At 62.6% G+C, this 18,329-nt stretch carries 22 protein-coding genes; 21 read left to right on the top strand and 1 reads right to left on the bottom strand.

All coding sequences use genetic code 11. The annotated features are described in order from the left end of the window. Positions 1–93 precede the first annotated feature (93 nt). From tviB to glmU, 16 genes are all read left to right on the top strand, one after another. The gene (gene tviB, locus PY254_RS01370) at positions 94–1,371 is read left to right on the top strand and encodes a Vi polysaccharide biosynthesis UDP-N-acetylglucosamine C-6 dehydrogenase TviB (RefSeq protein ID WP_281013697.1); all 1,278 of its coding nucleotides are present in this window, start codon (positions 94–96) and stop codon (positions 1,369–1,371) included. 104 nt (positions 1,372–1,475) lie between these two features. Next, positions 1,476–2,486 carry an NAD-dependent epimerase gene (locus tag PY254_RS01365; protein WP_281013696.1) on the top strand — a complete coding sequence of 337 codons (1,011 nt, stop codon included), beginning with the start codon at positions 1,476–1,478 and terminating at the stop codon, positions 2,484–2,486. A gap of 106 nt (positions 2,487–2,592) precedes the next feature. After that, positions 2,593–2,949: a 6-carboxytetrahydropterin synthase QueD gene (queD, locus tag PY254_RS01360; RefSeq protein WP_281013695.1), complete on the top strand. Its 357-nt coding sequence runs from the start codon at positions 2,593–2,595 to the stop codon at positions 2,947–2,949. A gap of 92 nt (positions 2,950–3,041) precedes the next feature. Then, complete coding sequence (locus tag PY254_RS01355; RefSeq protein ID WP_281013694.1) at positions 3,042–3,665, top strand: 3'-5' exonuclease; 624 nt, start codon at positions 3,042–3,044, stop codon at positions 3,663–3,665. Positions 3,666–3,944: 279 nt separating this feature from the next. Then, on the top strand, positions 3,945–4,331 hold the full coding sequence (locus tag PY254_RS01350; protein WP_281013693.1) for a phasin family protein: 387 nt from the start codon (positions 3,945–3,947) through the stop codon (positions 4,329–4,331). Positions 4,332–4,592: 261 nt separating this feature from the next. Continuing rightward, a complete protein-coding gene (locus tag PY254_RS01345) occupies positions 4,593–4,958 on the top strand; it encodes a hypothetical protein (RefSeq protein ID WP_281013692.1) in 366 nt (121 codons plus the stop codon). 3 nt (positions 4,959–4,961) lie between these two features. Beyond that, entirely contained in the window at positions 4,962–5,780 is an 819-nt protein-coding gene (atpB, locus tag PY254_RS01340; protein WP_281013691.1) for a F0F1 ATP synthase subunit A, read from the top strand. Between the two features lie 68 nt (positions 5,781–5,848). Beyond that, positions 5,849–6,142, top strand: coding sequence for a F0F1 ATP synthase subunit C (atpE, locus tag PY254_RS01335; protein WP_281013690.1), 294 nt, complete (start codon positions 5,849–5,851; stop codon positions 6,140–6,142). A 102-nt stretch (positions 6,143–6,244) separates the two neighbouring features. Then, the gene (locus PY254_RS01330; RefSeq protein WP_281013689.1) at positions 6,245–6,715 is read left to right on the top strand and encodes a F0F1 ATP synthase subunit B; all 471 of its coding nucleotides are present in this window, start codon (positions 6,245–6,247) and stop codon (positions 6,713–6,715) included. Positions 6,716–6,718: 3 nt separating this feature from the next. Beyond that, complete coding sequence (locus PY254_RS01325; RefSeq protein WP_281013688.1) at positions 6,719–7,252, top strand: F0F1 ATP synthase subunit delta; 534 nt, start codon at positions 6,719–6,721, stop codon at positions 7,250–7,252. 211 nt (positions 7,253–7,463) lie between these two features. Further along, entirely contained in the window at positions 7,464–9,014 is a 1,551-nt protein-coding gene (gene atpA / locus PY254_RS01320) for a F0F1 ATP synthase subunit alpha (RefSeq protein ID WP_281013687.1), read from the top strand. A gap of 116 nt (positions 9,015–9,130) precedes the next feature. Beyond that, on the top strand, positions 9,131–10,048 hold the full coding sequence (gene atpG, locus PY254_RS01315; protein WP_281013686.1) for a F0F1 ATP synthase subunit gamma: 918 nt from the start codon (positions 9,131–9,133) through the stop codon (positions 10,046–10,048). Positions 10,049–10,128: 80 nt separating this feature from the next. Continuing rightward, a complete protein-coding gene (atpD, locus tag PY254_RS01310) occupies positions 10,129–11,541 on the top strand; it encodes a F0F1 ATP synthase subunit beta (protein WP_281013685.1) in 1,413 nt (470 codons plus the stop codon). A gap of 142 nt (positions 11,542–11,683) precedes the next feature. Beyond that, entirely contained in the window at positions 11,684–12,109 is a 426-nt protein-coding gene (locus PY254_RS01305; RefSeq protein WP_281013684.1) for a F0F1 ATP synthase subunit epsilon, read from the top strand. A 155-nt stretch (positions 12,110–12,264) separates the two neighbouring features. Further along, positions 12,265–12,801, top strand: coding sequence for a hypothetical protein (locus PY254_RS01300; protein ID WP_281013683.1), 537 nt, complete (start codon positions 12,265–12,267; stop codon positions 12,799–12,801). 72 nt (positions 12,802–12,873) lie between these two features. Next, a complete protein-coding gene (gene glmU, locus PY254_RS01295; protein WP_281013682.1) occupies positions 12,874–14,244 on the top strand; it encodes a bifunctional UDP-N-acetylglucosamine diphosphorylase/glucosamine-1-phosphate N-acetyltransferase GlmU in 1,371 nt (456 codons plus the stop codon). A 78-nt stretch (positions 14,245–14,322) separates the two neighbouring features. Here glmU and PY254_RS01290 read toward each other — a convergent pair whose 3' ends face one another. Further along, positions 14,323–15,315: a chorismate transformation FkbO/Hyg5 family protein gene (locus PY254_RS01290; protein ID WP_281013681.1), complete on the bottom strand. Its 993-nt coding sequence runs from the start codon at positions 15,313–15,315 to the stop codon at positions 14,323–14,325. A 92-nt stretch (positions 15,316–15,407) separates the two neighbouring features. Here PY254_RS01290 and PY254_RS01285 point away from each other — a divergent pair, with 92 nt between their 5' ends. The 5 genes from PY254_RS01285 to PY254_RS01265 all read left to right on the top strand — a co-directional run bounded on the left by PY254_RS01285 (position 15,408) and on the right by PY254_RS01265 (position 18,329). Next, positions 15,408–15,677, top strand: coding sequence for an ApeE family acyl carrier protein (locus tag PY254_RS01285; protein ID WP_281013680.1), 270 nt, complete (start codon positions 15,408–15,410; stop codon positions 15,675–15,677). A 97-nt stretch (positions 15,678–15,774) separates the two neighbouring features. Further along, positions 15,775–16,488: a COG4648 family protein gene (locus tag PY254_RS01280; RefSeq protein ID WP_281013679.1), complete on the top strand. Its 714-nt coding sequence runs from the start codon at positions 15,775–15,777 to the stop codon at positions 16,486–16,488. After that, on the top strand, positions 16,488–16,793 hold the full coding sequence (locus PY254_RS01275; RefSeq protein WP_281013678.1) for an ApeI family dehydratase: 306 nt from the start codon (positions 16,488–16,490) through the stop codon (positions 16,791–16,793). The genes PY254_RS01280 and PY254_RS01275 overlap by 1 nt, the downstream gene beginning before the upstream one ends. Next, positions 16,790–17,746, top strand: coding sequence for a lysophospholipid acyltransferase family protein (locus PY254_RS01270; protein WP_281013677.1), 957 nt, complete (start codon positions 16,790–16,792; stop codon positions 17,744–17,746). Before PY254_RS01275 ends, PY254_RS01270 begins: the two co-directional genes overlap by 4 nt. Next, positions 17,673–18,329: a LolA-related protein gene (locus tag PY254_RS01265; protein WP_281013676.1), complete on the top strand. Its 657-nt coding sequence runs from the start codon at positions 17,673–17,675 to the stop codon at positions 18,327–18,329. The genes PY254_RS01270 and PY254_RS01265 overlap by 74 nt, the downstream gene beginning before the upstream one ends.

The raw sequence follows: 18,329 nt of genomic DNA, 5'->3' as shown, positions 1-18,329 counted from the left end.
GGCGGATTACGGGATTGTCGTGGCAATTCCATGGGTCCTCCGCCGTGATTCCACACCACATCAAGCAAGCAAACCTACCGTTGGATTTGTCACATGCAATCACTTGAAAACACCACGATCGCCGTTGTAGGGCTGGGTTACGTCGGACTGCCGCTGGCAGTGGAATTCGGCAAGCGTTATGACACCGTGGGCTTTGATATCAACGCCGCACGGGTCGAGGAATTGCGCGGTGGGGTCGACCACACGCTGGAAGTCGATGCGCATGAACTGGCCGAAGCGTCGCGGTTGAGCTTCAGCGCTGCGCTGGACGATATCCGCGACTGCCATGTTTACATCGTCACCGTGCCAACCCCGATCGACACCGCAAAGCGACCGGATCTCACCCCGCTGATCAAGGCCAGCGAAGCGCTGGGCAAGGTGCTCAAGCAGGGCGACATCGTGGTATACGAATCCACCGTTTACCCGGGTTGCACCGAGGAAGTCTGTGTTCCGATTCTTGAGCGGGTCTCTGGCCTGGTCTACAACCGCGACTTTTTCGCTGGCTACAGTCCCGAGCGAATCAATCCGGGTGACAAGTTGCACCGGGTCACCTCGATCCTCAAGGTGACTTCGGGCTCGACCCCCGAGGTAGCCGACTTCGTGGACGCCCTGTACGGCTCGATCATTACCGCCGGCACGCACAAGGCCAGCTCGTTGAAAGTGGCCGAAGCGGCCAAGGTGATCGAAAACACCCAGCGCGATCTGAACATCGCCCTGGTGAACGATCTGGCCAAGCTGTTCAACAAGCTTGGCATCGACACCCTGGAGGTGCTGGAGGCGGCCGGTACCAAATGGAATTTTCTGCCGTTCCGGCCCGGCCTGGTCGGCGGCCATTGCATCAGCGTGGACCCGTACTACCTGACCCACAAGGCGCAGGAAGTGGGTCACCACCCGGACGTGATCCTTGCGGGCCGGCGCACCAACGACAGCATGGGTGAGTACATCGCTGGCGAGGTGATCCGGTTGATGGTGTGCAAGGGCATCAATCCGGTGCGCGCGCGCATCCTGATGCTTGGCCTGGCATTCAAGGAAAATTGCCCGGATCTGCGCAACACTCGCGTGGTCGATATCGTGCAGGCGCTGCACGGCTACAACGCCGAAGTGGAGATCTTCGATCCCTGGGTTGATCCCGTGGCTGCCGCGCACGAATACGACATCAAGCTCATCGATGAGCCGGCACTGGCGACGTATGACGCGGTGATCGTGGCGGTGGGTCACCAACAGTTCGCCAAGTTGGGCAGTGCCGGCATCCGAGCTTTCGGCAAGCCGCAAAGCGTCTTGTATGACGTGAAATACGTGCTACCGCGCGATGCGGTGGATGGCCGTTTGTAAGCTGTCACCACGCTTGACGAGGCGACCGCCGGTCTGCGGGCGGTCGCCTCGGTTGTGCTACTGCGTATCATGGAAAGATTGAACTGCTATCGGGTCGCCCTGCAATGAAGATTCTCGTTACTGGTACTGCCGGCTTCATCGGCTCACACGTCGCGCTGCGCTTGCTCGAGCGTGGCGACGAGGTGATCGGCATCGATAATCTCAGCGACTACTACGACGTCCATCTGAAGAAGGCGCGCCTGGCGCGATTCGCCGAACATCCAAGCTATACGCATGTATCGGCGGACCTGTCCGATCGCGCGGCCATCGAGTCGGTATTTGCGCAGCATCGGCCGCAGCGGGTGATCAACCTGGCCGCGCAGGCCGGGGTTCGCTATGCGGCGGAGAATCCGCATATCTATGTGTCGACCAATGTCACCGGCTTCCTGCATGTGCTCGAAGGCTGCCGTCACCATGACGTCGAACATCTGGTGTATGCGTCCACCAGCTCGGTGTATGGCGCCGATACGCAGATGCCTTTTTCCGAGCATCAACCCACCGAGCATCCGCTTACCCTGTATGCGGCGTCCAAGAAAGCAAATGAAATGATGGCGCATAGTTATGCGCATCTTTACGGCCTGCCGTGCACCGGGTTGCGCTTCTTTACGGTGTATGGCCCGTGGGGCCGGCCGGACATGGCCTTGTTCCTGTTCACCAAGGCGATTCTTGCCGGCGAGCCCATCAAGGTCTTCAACCACGGTCATCACCGACGCAGCTTCACCTACGTCGACGACATCGTGGAGGGAGTTATCCGTGCGCTGGATGACGTTCCTGCCGGCAATCCTGCCTGGAATGGCATGGCGCCCGATCCAGCCTCAAGCGCGGCGCCTTACCGCATCTTCAATATCGGCAATGAAGAACCGGTGGAGCTGTTGCGCTACATCGAGATACTGGAGCAATGCCTCGGCCGCAAGGCGCAGATGGAGTTGTTGCCCCTGCAGGCGGGTGATGTGCCTGACACGGAAGCGGACACGTCCTCGCTGGCGGCGGCGGTGGGTTACAACCCGCGGGTACCGGTCGAGGTGGGCGTGGCGAATTTCGTGCGCTGGTACAAGGATTACTACGCCGTAGCGTGATCGCGTGAGTTGTTCGCGATGAGGACAGTCAGTGCTGGCGAGCCATGTCTCGCTCGCGCCAGTGCGATGATGCCGGCCAACCCGGTGCATCCGGTAGAATGTCGTCATGCAGATATTCAAGATATTTACTCTGGAAGCCGCCCATCGGCTGCCGAACGTGCCGGAAGGCCACAAGTGCGCGCGCCTGCATGGGCATTCGTTCCGGGTCGAGCTGCATCTGACTGGCGATATCGGTGCGGAGTCGGGTTGGGTGATGGATTTCGGCGATGTAAAGGCAGTGTTTCAGCCGATCTACGATCAGCTGGACCATCACTACCTCAATGACATTGACGGGCTGGAAAATCCCACCAGCGAGCGATTGGCGGTGTGGATCTGGGATCGGCTGAAGCCGGCGCTGCCACTGCTGTCTGAAGTGGTGGTGCATGAAACCTGCACGTCGGGCTGTCGCTACCGCGGAGCGTAGGAAGCGGCGTGGTGGATTGCGCCGGCTGAGCTGCTTCGTCGTATCGCCGCACCTTTGCGACGTCTTGTCCGCCGCACCCTCAGGGGTCTGCCTTGTTCGACCAACCGATTGTGATGCTCGACTTCGAGACCACCGGCCTCAGCCCGGTGGCGGGCGATCGCATCACTGAAGTGGCAGCGTTGCGGATTGTCGGCGGGGTGGTGGCCGAGCGCTATGTGACGCTGGTCAATTGTGGTGTGCGCATTCCCTCCTTCATCACCGCGTTGACAGGCATCTCGCAGCGGATGATCGATGGCGCGCCGGCCGTCGCTCAAGTGTTGCCCCAGTTGCTGGATTTTATCGGTGACGATGCGCTGGCGGCGCACAACGCCGGCTTCGATGCCAGGTTCTTGCTGGCCGAGAGCGAGCGACTGGGTTTGTCGCCGCGTCATCGTGGTTTGATCTGCTCGCTGAAACTGGCGCGCCGAATGTTGCCGGGGCGGGGTAGCTACAAATTGGGTGAGTTGGCGCACGCCTTGAACATCAGCTATCGCGGTGCGGCTCACCGAGCCGAGGCCGATGCCGAAGTGTCTACCCGCTTGTTGTTGCATATCGGGGAATCCATGCAGCGTCGTTACCGCTGCCAGGCGATTGCGCCGAGTCTGCTTGAGGCGATCAACCGGCAAAGTGCTGCCAAGGTGCCGGATTTCCTGGGCCGAGCGTTTGCCGGCCACTGAGGCGGCCGGTGCACCGCGGGCCCGCCGTGGCTGGAGCTGCGCTGGCCCGGCAGTGCGCGGTGCCGCGGAAGGCGCGGCAACTAGCGCGGCCGGGCGGCGATCTACCCCTTGGCTCGAGGCTCTTTGACGCGGCGCAATTCGCCCTGTCGCAGCGGCAAGCGATAGTTTTTGATGAATATTTCCGCAATGGCTTGCCTGCCGATCAAAATATATATTGCACTGCAGCAAAGTTCTTGGTAAAGTTCCTGCCACTACCCCATCCTCAACGAGGACAAAGCCATGACTCAGCAATTCAACAACCAGCTTTTCGCTTTCACCAAGCAGTTCTCCGATAGCGCGTTCAAGGCGCAGTCGCTGGCCTTGAAGGGTCTGGAGACGGTCGCCGAGCTGCAGCTCAAGGCGCTCGAGGAGCAGTCCAGGATCTCCGCCCAGTTCGTCGCCGACGCGATGGAAACCCGTGACATGGACGGTCTGCGTACCTTGTGGGAGAAGGGCAGCAGCCTGAGCCGCGAGAACGCCGAGCGTGCTGTGGCCGTGTCGCAGGAAGTGATTGCGGTGACCCAGAAGACCACCGAGTCGCTGAATGCGCTCGTGCAGGAACAGCGTCAGGCTGCCAATGACGCGGTTGCCACGCCGGTGGCCGCCAAGAAGGCTGCCGCCAAGTAATCAAGCGGCATCGTTGCGTTTCACGTGACGTGAGCAGGGCCGGACTTCGTGTTCGGCCCTGCTTGTATATGGCGTCGAAAGAAATAGTGGTCTCGCACCGGACCGGCTCACATTTCAATACGTTAAGTGTCTCCCTGGACACGATGTCGCAGCTTTTGCGGCTTGTCCCCGCAACTTTGCAACTGCTATACTTTTACGGATTGGATAGTGGCCCGCAGCTGTTTCGGTGCCGCCTGGTGCAGGCCGCGCGGAGAAGCTACGTTGCTTAACAGTCTTGCCTCTGGTCGACGCATCGCGCTGCGCATTGTTCTGCTGCAGTTGCTGGTGGCGTTGCTGGTAGGTCTCGTGTTTCTCGCACTGGGGCCGCGTGAAGCGGTTTCGGCTGCTGCGGGCGCGACGATGGTGGCGCTGGGTACCGCGCTGATGTCGGCGCGATTCTTCAGCGGCGTGACAGGCGCGGGCCAGGCGTTTGGCCGGTTGCTGACGGGCGTGCTCCTGAAATGGATCGTGATCGTCGGGGGCTTGGTCGTGATCCTGTTCCAACTCAAGTTGCCACCGCTGGCCGCCATTACGGGGTTGGCGGCGGCTTACGCGGTTTATCTGCTGGCGTTCAGATTCAAGGGTTGATCCATGGCAAGCGAGCCGACTGGCGGTCTTACCGACTACATTCAGCACCATCTCACGCACCTGACCCCGCATGCCAGCGAGGGTGGGTTCTGGGCGGTACATATCGACTCGATGACCGTGTCGCTGGCGCTGGGCGTGTTGTTCTGCGCGTGGTTCTGGTTGAAGGCGCGCAAGGCCACGGCCGGCGTGCCAGGCAAGGGGCAGGCGTTTGTCGAGATCATCCTCGAATTCGTCGATGGCCAGGTCAAAGACGTGTTCCACGGCGATCGCCGCGTGTTGGGTCCGCTGGCGCTGACCGTGTTTGTCTGGGTATTCCTGATGAACGCGATGGATCTGTTGCCTGTCGATCTGATTCCGTGGATCACCGAAATGTTTGGCGTCGAGCACTTTCGTGCTGTACCCACCGCGGATACCAGCATGACGTTCGCGATGTCGATCACCGTGTTCGTGTTGATCATTTTCTACAGCTTCAAGGCGAAGGGCTTCAGCGGCTACATGAGCGAGATGTTCACCGCCCCTTTCGGCAAGCATCCACTGCTCTGGATTCCCAATTTCGCGCTGAATCTGGTTGAGTTGCTGTCCAAGCCGGTCAGCCTGGCGATGCGACTGTTCGGCAACATGTATGCAGGCGAGCTGGTGTTCATGCTGATCGCCGGCCTGTTCAGCGCCGGTGCCGGCGCGGCTGGCTGGGCGTTGTACGGCATGGGCATCATCGGCTACACGGTGTGGGGCATCTTCCACATCCTGATCATCTCGATCCAGGCATTCATCTTCATGGTGCTGACGATTGTGTACATCTCGATGGCGCACGAGCACCACTGATCGGCGTACTCGAATCACCTGTTGCAACCGTTTTATCTATTCCAGTTTGAATTTCTCAGGAGACTACCGTGGAACATCTCGTCCAGTTTGCACAAATCCAGGGCTTCACCGCCATCGCGCTCGGCCTGATCATCGGTTTTGGTGCGCTCGGCGCCTGTATCGGTATCGGCATCATGGGTTCCAAGTTTCTTGAAGCCGCTGCGCGTCAGCCGGAGCTGGTGCCGCTGCTGCAGGGCCGCATGTTCCTGCTGGCCGGTCTGATCGACGCCGCGTTCCTGATCGGTGTGGCGCTGGCGATGTACTTCGCCGTGGCCAACCCGCTGCTGGGCGCCGTGCTGACGGCTGCTGGCAAGGGTCAGTAAGAAACAACTTCGCGATGGCGTCCGCAAAGGCGTCATCGCGTATCTGGCGCGGGTCTTTTGTACCCGCGTTTGTCTTGTTCCGCATTTACAGGTAACGCAGCGATGCTTCCCAACGGCACTCTGATTGGCGAAATGATTTCGTTCGCCATCCTGATCTGGTTCAGCGTCCACTTCATCTGGCCGCACATCAACAAGGCCATTGAAGACCGCCAGGTCAAGATCGCCGAAGGCCTGAATGCCGCCGAGCGCGCCCATGCCGAGCTGAAGAGCGCGGACGTAAAGGTGGCTGGCGAAATCAAGCAGGCTCGCCTGCAGGCTTCGGAGATCATCGACAAGGCTCAGCAACAGGCCAATCAGATCATCGACAAGGCCCGTGGCGAAGCGGTCAGCGAGATCAACCGGCTGAAGGCTGCGGCGCAGGACGATATCGCCTCGATGGCGCAGCGTGCTCGTGACCAGCTGCGCGAGCAGGTGAGTGCGCTGGCCGTGCAGGGTGCCAGCAAGATCGTGCAGCGCGAGGTAGATGCCTCGACGCACAAGGCCTTGCTCGACCAGCTCGCCGCAGGTCTCTGATCCATGGCACAGGCAATCACTCTCGCCCGTCCGTACGCCCGCGCCGCGTTTGAAGTGGCGCATGCGGCCGGTACGCTGGCTTCGTGGTCGCAGTCGCTGGCGTTTGCGGCGGCGGTGGCAGGCGATGCGCTCGTCGCCGGTCTCGGTAACGACCCGCGGGTGCTGCCCGCTCAGCTGGTGGCCTTGCATCTGCCGGCCGGTGTGACCGTCGATGCGCCATTCGGCCAGTTCCTGACCGAGATGGCCGAGCAGCGTCGTCTGGCTCTGTTGCCGGAAGTGGCGGAGTTGTTCGAAATGCTCAAGCGCGAATCCGAGTCGCAGCTGCTGGTCAAGGTGACCAGCGCGATGACTCTGGATCCGGCGCAGTCCGAGCAGTTGAAGGCTTCGTTGAAGCGCCGTTTCAAGCGTGAGATCGAACTGGAAACCACGGTCGATGCCTCGCTGCTGGCCGGCGTGGTGATTGATACCGGCACGGAAGTGATCGACGGTTCGGCGCGCGGACGTCTCGCGCAGCTGGCCGGCGCCCTCAGCCACTAAAGATTTACGCGAAGTCCATTTCGCGAAGAGCAAAAACCGGCCATCCATGGCCGGACAGATTAGTTAGACGCGAGGTCCATCTCGCGAAGAGCAAGACCGGCCATCCGGGCCGGACAATTTGGTTTCACGCGAAGTCCGTTTCGCGAAGAGCAAAACCCGACCATCCATGGTCGGACTCTTGAAAAAGACTTTAATTTCGGGATCGATGACCATGTCCAGCACCACTTTGAATCCGTCCGAGATCAGCGAACTGATCAAGAGCCGCATCGAGCAGTTCAAGCTCGGCGCGGAAGCGCGTAACGAGGGCACGATCATCAGCGTGTCCGACGGCATCGTGCGCATCCACGGCCTGGCCGATGTGATGCAGGGCGAAATGATCGAGCTGCCGGGCAACTCGTTTGCACTGGCGCTGAACCTGGAGCGCGACTCGGTCGGCGCGGTGGTGCTGGGTGAATACCAGCATCTGCGCGAAGGCGACACCGCCAAGACCACCGGCCGCATCCTCGAAGTGCCGGTCGGCCCCGAGTTGCTTGGTCGCGTCGTCGACGCGCTGGGCAACCCGATCGATGGCAAGGGTCCGCTCAACGCCAAGCTGACGGCCGAAGTCGAGAAGGTCGCGCCGGGCGTGATCTGGCGCAAGTCGGTCGACCAGCCGTTGCAGACCGGCTACAAGTCGGTCGATGCGATGATTCCGGTCGGTCGTGGCCAGCGCGAGCTGATCATCGGCGACCGCCAGACCGGCAAGACCGCGCTGGCGATCGACGCGATCATCGCGCAGAAGGATTCGGGCGTTAAGTGCATCTACGTCGCCATCGGCCAGAAGCGTTCGTCGGTAGCCAACGTGGTGCGCAAGCTGGAAGCGCACGGCGCGCTGGCGCACACCATCGTGGTGGTGGCCTCGGCTTCCGAGTCGGCCGCGCTGCAGTACGTCGCCCCGTATTCGGGTTGCGCGATGGGCGAGTTCTTCCGCGATCGTGGCGAAGACGCGCTGATCGTGTATGACGATCTTTCCAAGCAGGCCGTGGCATATCGTCAGATCTCGCTGCTGCTGAAGCGTCCGCCGGGCCGCGAAGCGTATCCGGGCGACGTGTTCTATCTCCACAGCCGTCTGCTCGAGCGCGCATCGCGCGTGTCCGAGGAATATGTCGAGAAGTTCACCAACGGTGAAGTGAAGGGCAAGACCGGTTCGCTGACCGCGCTGCCGATCATCGAGACCCAGGGCGGCGACGTTTCGGCGTTCGTGCCGACCAACGTGATCTCGATCACCGATGGCCAGATCTTCCTGGAAACCGATCTGTTCAACGCCGGTATCCGTCCGGCGGTGAACGCCGGTGTCTCGGTGTCCCGCGTCGGCGGCGCCGCGCAGACCAAAATCGTGAAGAAGCTGTCCGGCGGTGTGAAGCTGGCACTGGCGCAGTACCGCGAGCTCGCTGCGTTCGCGCAGTTCGCCTCGGATCTGGACCCGGCCACCCGCGCCCAGCTGGATCGTGGTCAGCGCGTGGTCGAGTTGATGAAGCAGGGCCAGTACGCGCCGCTGTCGATCGCCGAGCTTGCGCTGTCGGTGTACGCCGCTGAAAAGGGTTACCTCGACGACCTGCCGGTGAACAAGGTGCTGGCGTTCGAGAAGGGCCTGCACGCGTTCATGCACCAGAACCACGCCGACCTGATGAAGACCATCGTCGACACCGGCAACTGGGACAAGGACATCGAAGCCACCTTCAAGGCTTCGCTGGACGAGTACAAGAAAACCGGTAGCTGGTGAAGCCGGGAACGGGGAACAGGGACTGGGAACAACAGCAAGCCCGTTCCGCACCTGATCTTTCCGTTCCCCGTTTCCCGTTCCCCGTTCCCCGAAGTGAGCAAAGCGAGCGAGACTAGATGGCCAGCGGACGCGAAATCAAAACCAAGATCAAGAGCACGCAGAACATGCGCAAGGTGACGCGCGCGCTCGAAATGGTCTCTGCCGCCAAGATCCGTCGTGCGCAGGACCTGATGAAGGCCTCGCGTCCGTATGCCCGTTCGATGCGTAAAGTGATCGCGCACGTCGCCCAGGCCAGTACCGATTTCAGCCATCCGTTTCTGACTCAGCGCGACAACGTGGCGCGAGTCGGTTTCATCGTGGTGTCGACCGATCGTGGTCTGTGCGGCGGCCTCAATTCCAACCTGTTCCGTCGTCTGCTGCCGGCCATTCTCGAATGGCAGAACAAGGGTGTGCAGGTCGATGTGGTGGCGGTGGGTCAGAAGGCGGTGGCGTTCTTCCGTCGCCTCAAGGGCGTCAACCTGATCGGCAGCGTCACGCACCTGGGCGAGAAGCCCAAGCTGGAGCAGCTGGTTGGCGTGATCAAGGTGATGATGGACGCCTATACGTCCAACGGTCTGGATCGCGTGTTTCTGGCGTACAACGACTTCGTCAACACCATGACGCAGAAGCCGACCATCGACGCGCTGCTGCCGCTGCCGCTGGTGGCGACGGAAATGGAAGCGCATCAGGCGGCTGGCGAATCGGCTTATGCCGGTGTGAAGCTGGAGTCGAGCCACGATTGGGACTACATCTACGAACCCGATGCGCAGACCGTGCTGGAGCACGTGCTGGGTCGTTACATCGAGTCGGTGGTGTACCAGGCCGCGCTGGAGAACCTTGCCAGTGAGCATGCTGCCCGGATGGTGGCGATGAAGAGCGCGTCCGACAACGCGAACAAGGTGATCGGTGAATTGACGCTGGTTTACAACAAGGCGCGTCAGGCCGCGATCACCCAGGAAATTTCCGAAATTGTAGGTGGCGCCGCAGCGGTTTGACCGCGGCGGTTCTTGAAAAATTCTTGGCGACGCGAAGCGGCGCCGCAATAAACCTTAGAGATTCATCCGGAGCTATCAGCATGAGCCAGGGCAAAGTTGTTCAGATCATCGGCGCAGTCGTCGACGTGGAATTTCCGCGTGACCAGGTGCCGCAGGTGTATGACGCACTGAAAATCGACGGCACCGAGATCACGCTGGAAGTTCAGCAGCAGCTCGGCGACGGCATCGTGCGCACCATCGCGCTCGGTTCCACCGAAGGCCTGAAGCGCGGCCTGCAGGCGCGCAACACCGGCGAAGGCATCAAGGTCCCGGTCGGCAAGGAGACGCTCGGTCGCATCATGGACGTGCTGGGCCGTCCGATCGACGAAGCCGGCCCGATCGGCGAGAAGGAGCAGTGGGTCATCCATCGCGAGGCGCCCAGCTACGACGAGCAGGCTGCCGCGAATGACCTGCTGGAAACCGGCATCAAGGTCATCGATTTGATCTGCCCGTTCGCCAAGGGCGGCAAGGTCGGCCTGTTCGGCGGCGCCGGCGTCGGCAAGACCGTCAACATGATGGAGCTGATCAACAACATCGCCAAGGCGCACGCGGGTCTGTCCGTGTTTGCCGGCGTGGGCGAGCGTACCCGCGAGGGCAACGACTTCTACCACGAGATGAAAGACTCCAACGTGCTGGACAAGGTCGCGATGGTTTACGGCCAGATGAACGAGCCGCCGGGCAACCGTCTGCGCGTGGCGCTGACCGGCCTGACCATGGCCGAGTACTTCCGCGACGAGAAGGACGAGACCGGCAAGGGCAAGGACGTGCTGCTGTTCGTCGACAACATCTACCGTTACACGCTGGCCGGCACCGAAGTGTCCGCGCTGCTGGGGCGTATGCCGTCCGCCGTGGGTTACCAGCCGACGCTGGCCGAGGAAATGGGCGTGCTGCAGGAGCGCATCACCTCGACCAAGACTGGCTCGATCACCTCGATCCAGGCCGTCTACGTGCCCGCCGATGACTACACCGATCCGTCGCCGGCGACCACCTTCGTGCATCTGGACTCCACCGTGGCGCTGTCCCGCGATATCGCCAGCCTGGGTATCTACCCGGCGGTGGACCCGCTGGCTTCGACCAGCCGTCAGCTTGATCCGCTGGTGATCGGCGAAGAGCATTACGGCGTGGCCCGTCGCGTGCAAGGCACGCTCCAGCGCTACAAGGAACTGAAGGACATCATCGCGATTCTCGGCATGGACGAGCTGAGCGAGGAAGACAAGCAGGCAGTGTCGCGCGCCCGCAAGTGCGAGCGCTTCTTCTCGCAGCCGTTCCACGTGGCTGAAGTGTTCACCGGCTCGCCGGGCAAGTATGTGTCGCTGGCCGAAACCATCCGCGGCTTCAAGATGATCGTTGACGGCGACGTTGACCATCTGCCGGAGCAGGCGTTCTACATGGTCGGCACGATCGATGAAGCGATCAAGAAGGCCGAGGAGATGGGCGCCAAGAAGGCGGCCTGATTCATAGAAGCGGGAGCGGGGAACAGGGTACAAAAGCAGCGTTGCTTCGGCTCCCCGGCTCTTGATTCCCTGTTACCTGTTCCCTGCGACCGCAAGGTAGTCCCCTTGCGGGATTCCCGTCGAGCAAAGCGAGACAAGCCCCATGACTCAAACCATTCGCGTCGACATTGTCAGCGCCGAAGCCGAAATCTTCTCCGGCGACGCCACGATGGTGGTTGCCACCGGCGAACTCGGTGAGCTCGGCATCACGCCGCGCCACGCACCGCTGATCACCCGTCTCAAGCCCGGTCACGTCGACGTGCTGCTGGACGGTGGCGAGCGTCAGCAGTTCTGGGTATCCGGCGGCATTCTGGAAGTGCAGCCGCAGGTGATCACCGTGCTGGCGGATACCGCTGCGCGCGCCTCCGATCTCGACGAAGCTGCCGCGCAGGCGGCCAAGAAGGAAGCCGAGGACGCGCTGGCCAATCGTACCGATGCGATGGATATTGCCGAAGCCCAGCTCAAGCTGGCGCAGGCAATGACCCAGCTGCAGGCGCTGGAGCGTCTGCGCAAGAACCTCAAGCACTGAGTAGCTGACGCGCGTTCGTTTGCAGCGGTCTGCGCGGTCTTGCTGCGGCCTCTTCGAACGAACCGCCGCTGTGTGTCCCAGTCATTCAACGCCGGCCTTGTGCCGGCGTTCTTGTGTCGGCACGATGAACGCATGTCGACGACAGGGAAAGTGCGATGCGTAGATCGGGGCCAGTGTTGCGATACGCCAGTGCGGCGATCCTGCTGAGTCTTGGCGGTTGCGCCACCAGCCGGCCCCAACCCCCACCGCCTGCCATCGGCGATGCATCCTGGCGCATGGAAGTGCCGCCCGGTACCGCGCGTTATCAGCTGGCGCTGGGTGAAGTCTCCAGCGGTGCCACGCCGTTCCAGCGCGTCAGCCCGGTGTATCCGCCCGCCCAGTTGGCCAGCTGTCCGCCACCTGCGGAGATATCGGCCTTGCTGGTCGTGGACGTAAAGGGTGCGGTCTCCGACGTGCGGATTGCTGACGAGGCGCAAGCCGACCCTGCCCGACAGGGCTTCATCAGCGCCGTGCGCGCAGCCGCGCTGCAATGGCAATTCAGTCCACTGCAGATCAACCATTGGGCCGCCGATGCCGACGGCAATACGCATGTCGTGGATAGCGAGACTCGGCCGTTCAGCCTGACCTATGTATTTCGCTTCGAATGCCACGCCGGGAAATCCACGGTTTCCGCTGCGGCGGCAAAGTCCTGAGGCTGATTGGCCTGCGCCAAGGCCGAGCCGGCTGCTATGCTTTTTGATTGAAACACGTCAGGGTCGACACCCATGAATCCAGCTCCGCTGCACGTCGTCATCCTCGCCGCCGGTGCCGGGACGCGGATGAAATCCCATCGCCCGAAGGTATTGATGCCGCTGGCGGGCCGCTCGCTGCTGGCGCACGTGATTGCCGCTGCACGCGCACTGCAGCCGGCCGCGCTGCACATTGTCTATGGCCATTGTGGCGACCAGGTGCAGGCGGCGTTTGCCGAGCAGACTGATCTGCGTTGGGTATTGCAGGCTGAGCGTCTGGGTACCGGCCACGCGGTGGAACAGGCGCTGGCCAACGTGCCAGACGATGCGCGCGTGCTGGTGCTCTACGGTGACGTGCCGCTGACCCGGGTCGAGACGTTGCAGCAACTGGTGGGCACCGAAGGCGGCTTCAGCCTGCTGACCATGCGCCTGGATGCGCCGCGCGGTTACGGCCGGGTGCTCTGCGACGGCAACGGCCATGTGCGTTCGGTAGTCGAGGAAAAGGACGCCGACGACGTGCAGCGCGCGGTGAATCTGGTCAATACCGGCATCCTGGTCACCGCCGCCAAGTCCTTGCGCAGCTGGATCGCCCGGCTGGATCGCAACAACGCGCAAGGCGAGTACTACCTCACCGATATCTTCCGCATGGCAGCAGACGAGAATGCACCTGCGTTGAGTGTCGAATGCGCCGATCCGATCGAGGCGGCCGGTGCCAACAATCCGCTGCAACTCTGCGAGTTGGAGGCGGCTTACCGCCAACGCGCAGCGCAGGCACTGCTGGCCGATGGCGTGCGGCTGGCCGATCCATCACGGATCGACGTGCGTGGCGCGGTCACCGCCGGCTGCGACGTGGAACTGGATATCAACGTGATCCTGGAAGGCACGGTGGTGCTGGGCGATGACGTGCGCGTGGGCGCGTTCACCCGCCTGAAGAACGTGCAGCTGGCGGCTGGGACAGTGGTGCAATCGCATTGTGACCTGGAGGGCGTGGTTACCCATGGGCCGTGCACGATTGGCCCGTTTGCGCGGCTGCGTCCCGGCACCGAGCTCGAAGCGGGCGTCCACGTGGGCAATTTCGTTGAGACCAAGAAGACCCATCTCGGCCGGGGCAGCAAGGCCAATCACCTGACCTATCTCGGTGATACCGAAGTGGGCAGTGGCGTGAACATCGGCGCTGGCACCATCACCTGCAATTACGATGGCGTGAACAAGCACCTCACGCGGATCGGTGATGGCGCCTTCATTGGCTCGAACAGCTCCCTGGTCGCACCCGTCACCATCGGTGCGCAAGCCACCATCGGTGCCGGATCGGTGATTACCCGTGACGCGCCGGACGGCGAACTGACCGTGGCGCGTGGCAAGCAGCAGACATTTGAGGGCTGGCAGCGACCGGTGAAGCAGAAATGAGTAGCAAGAGCGAAGAGTGAGAAACGAGAGGAGGGGGTACTTGCTCTTTGCTCACTTCGCCGCACTCACTGTTCGCTCTCAGGCGTAGCGCCAGCCGTCGATTTCGAACAGCAGTTCGCTGCGGCAGATATCGCCGTGCAGCATGAGTACGGGCACGCCCGGAAGTCGCGCGTCCAGGAATTCACGCACACGTGCCGCATCCGCGTGATGGCGGACATAGGCCTTCAGCGGCGACTGGCTGTCGAAACCGCTGCTCATGCCGGCATTGGCCAGCAGCGCGTCGAGGTTGAGCATGGTTTCGCCGAGTTGGGCGTCCAGATCGTCCTGATGCGCCGAGGCATGGCCGACCACCGCCGCGGTACCCGAAATGGCCAGTGCATCCCCGCCCGGAAGGCTCATGGCGCGGGCGAAGCTGGGTGGCGTGCGGCCGTACTGGCGCGGATAGCACCAGGCGCTGACCTGGCGCGGGTTTTCAATCCGCTGTCCGGGTCGGTCGCAAGCGAGCAGATAAACCTGCAGTCGCGGCGTCTCGCCTAGATGACCGATTGCCGTGGCGGCAGGGAAACCTTCCGCAAAGAAGTCGCCCATGCCGCTGGCGCGGCCTTCACAAAAGTGTTTGTAACGCTCGGCATCGCCGTCGCCGTGGTTGATCGCGCCCAGATAATTCCACACGCGCAGCACGTGCTGCTCGCTGCGGGAGGCCACGAACTGGTGCAGGCGCGCATAGGCGAGTTGGGCCGTGGTGGTGGCGCCGCCGTGTTCGTCCTCGTCGAGTTCAATGGCCGCGAACAGCCAGCCGCCGCCGGCTGACCAACGCAGTGCGCCGTCCTGCCCGCTGCTGACCGTGGCGTCGACTTGCCACAGCTCCAGCGGCGCGGGGCCGTCGAGAGCCTCCAGCGGCACCCGCAGATAGCGCGGATCATCGCTGTGCGGGGCAGCCTGGCCGAAACCGAAGACCGCCAGCGTGCCCGCTTCAGCGAGTACCGACGCCGTTGGCGTCACGCGATAGGACACCTGCGGCGCGCGACGCGCGAGCGGGTCAATCAGCGGGCTTTCACATCCTTGAACCATGCTTTGCAACCGGGAACGACAAGGCCGCTATGTTACACTCCGCGCCCACTGCCACCGGGGGGAGGCAATGAAATCATCGTACGGAATCGAGCATGGCAGAGCAAACCACAGCACAGCACGAATTGGCCTCTTTGGTGGTCGAATGCCTGAATCTCGAATCCGTCACGGCGGACCAGATCGATCCGGACGCACCGTTGTTCGGTGGCGAGCTGGGGCTGGATTCGATCGATGCGCTGGAGATCGCCCTGGCCGTATCCAAGCGCTATGGCTTCCAGTTGCGCTCGGACAATCCGGAAAACCGGCAGATCTTCGCCAGCTTGCGCAATCTGTCCGAGCACGTCGAGCAGAACCGCGCCAGCTGAGCGCGGCGCTGGTTCACGTTGGCCGCAACCGGTTCACGCTGTTTTCCCGCGCGACTGGCAGTCTGGCGGTTTCCAGTGAGCCGACCCGGAATCCGGCATGACGGCATCTTCTCCATTGCCTGACCGTGCGCGGGGCGCTTCGCTGTGCCTGCTGCCGGTCTACCCCTTGCTGGCGATCGCCGGCGCGTGGAGCCATCGGCAGATCTATTCACTGCTGGCGCTGGCGCTGCTGGCGACCGTGCTGCTGTTGCCGCACCTGCTGGCACGTCGAGGCATCGCATGGCTGACGTGGTGCGCTGTGCTTGTCGGCTTGCTGTTGCTCTGGAAGAGCGGTTTTGCCGGCTTGTTGCTGGAGGCCGTGCCGGTGTTGATCAACGCACTGCTGGCGAGCTGGTTCGGCCGCACGCTGGCTACCCCCGAGCCGCTGGTTGAACGTTTCATCATCGCGATCGAAGGTGCCGAACGACTGCAACAACCGGGTGTGAAAGCCTATGCGCGTCAGGTCACCTGGTTCTGGGCTCTACTGCTTGGCGCACAGGCGTTGCTGCTGATGGTGCTGCTGCTTTGTGCCGATCACAGCGGCCTGCTGCAACGTTTCGGTATGGTGTCACCGCTGCCGGTGCCCGAGCGCTGGGCCGCGATCTGGCTGCACATGGGCAGCTACATCATGCTCGGCGTGGCGTTCCTGCTGGAATATCTCTTTCGGCGCTGGCGACTGCGCCATCTCAAACATCCGGGGCTGCACGACATGTTGCTGCGATTGGCGCTGCACTGGCCGCAACTGGTACGTGGCGAGCGGGTGGCGCGCTGATGAGTGAGCGCTACGAACAGAGCCTGTGTATCGATGCCGGGCACCCGGCCTTGCCCGGCCACTTTCCCGGCCATCCGCTGGTTCCCGGCGTGGTCTTGCTGGAACAGGTGGCGTTGGCCTTGCGTGCCTGGCGTGGACAGCGCGTGGCGCGGCTGATCGAGGCCAAATTCGTCGCGCCGCTATTGCCGGCGGAAACCGCTACGCTGAGCCTGAGCGAAGCCGCGCCGAGTGGATCGCGCGTGCGTTTCGAGATCCGCCGCGGCGATCAACTACTGGCACGCGGGATGCTCGAGGGGGCGACATGAGTAGCAACGAGCATTGGCAGAGCCGGCCCGAAGGCGGCGGTCGCTTCGCCATCTGGCTGATCCGCACCATTGCGCTGTACGGCGGGCGCCGGCTCGCGCGCGCGTGTCTGTATCCGATCACGCTGTACTTCTATCTGCGCCGCAAGCCCGAGCGGCTGGCCTCACGGCAGTATCTCAACCGTGTTTTCGGCGCACCGGTGACGGCCTGGCAGGTGTTCAAGCACATGCACTGCTTCGCCGCCAGCAGCATGGACCGGATCTTTCTCCTCGCACGCGGCGAGACGCCGTTCGAGATCGAGACCGTCGGCCTGCATCTGCTCGATGAACGCCACGCGCGTGGCGGTGGCGTGTTGCTGTTCGGCTCGCACCAGGGCAGCTTCGAGGCGCTGCGTGCCGTGGGCGCGCGCCGCCCGGACATGCCGCTGCGGGTGGTGCTGGACAAGCAGAAGACGCCGGCGATGACCGAGTTGCTGGAAGCGTTGGCACCGGAAGTCGGTCAGTGCGTGATCGACGCATCGCAGGATGGCACCAGCATCGCACTGGCCATGGCCGAGGCCTGCCAGAGTGGTGCGCTGGTGGCGATGCTGGCTGATCGCGGGCGTGGTCACGAAGTGCTGCGCCATACCGAATTTCTCGGTTCCCCGGCACCGTTCCCGATCAGCCCGTGGTTGCTCGCGCATGCGCTGAAAGCGCCGGTGGTTCTATGCTTCGGCTTGTATCTGGGCGGCAACCGTTACCGGCTGGTGTTCGAGCCGTTCAGCGAACGGGTGGAGATTCCCCGGCATGATCGGGGTCCGGCACTGGATGCGCTGATTGCGCGCTATGCCCAACGACTCGAGCATTACATCAAGATTGCTCCCTACAACTGGTTCAATTTCTATGATTTCTGGCAAGACGCACCTCCTGCTGCCGAGCCTGCTGCTGACGCTGTGCGCGAGCGCGTCGGCGTCTGAGTCGGTACCTGCGGTTCCCGCAACGCACGCGCTGATTGCCGCGCTGGGTCAGCCCGCGCCAGCGCATACGGCGTTTGCGGAAGCGCGCTTCCTGCAAATTCTGCAGAAGCCGCTGGTGGTCTCGGGTGAATTGTCATGGCTTGGTGGCGACCAGTTGCAGCGCCGCGTGGATCAGCCGCAGCGCGAGACCGCCACGATCGCTGATGGCGAGGTCACTCAGCAGCGTGAGGGCAAAAGTGCGCGGCACTTTTCGCTGAAGCGTGCGCCGCAGTTGCAGGTGTTGCTGGACAGTTTCGTGGCCTTGCTCAGTGGTGATGCGGAGCGTCTGCAAAAGTCCTTCGAGATCACCCAGGCCGGCAACGCTGACGGTGCCTGGTCGCTGACTCTGGTGCCGCGTGATGCGCGCGTGGCAAAGACGGTGGCCAGCATTCGCATCGATGGCGCCGGCAATCAGTCGCGCTGCATGCACATGCAGGAAGCCGATGGCGACGTGGCGGTCGACCTGCTCGGTCCGTTGGCGACGAAGATGCCCGCCGAGCCGACCCGCGAAGCGCTGCAGGCGCTGTGCCAGAGCGCTCCCTGA

This window comes from Rhodanobacter sp. AS-Z3 (assembly GCF_029224025.1).
Lineage (GTDB): Bacteria > Pseudomonadota > Gammaproteobacteria > Xanthomonadales > Rhodanobacteraceae > Rhodanobacter.
The sequence above is the reverse complement of the archived record's forward strand: the minus strand, read 5'-3'. Positions and strand labels throughout refer to the sequence as shown.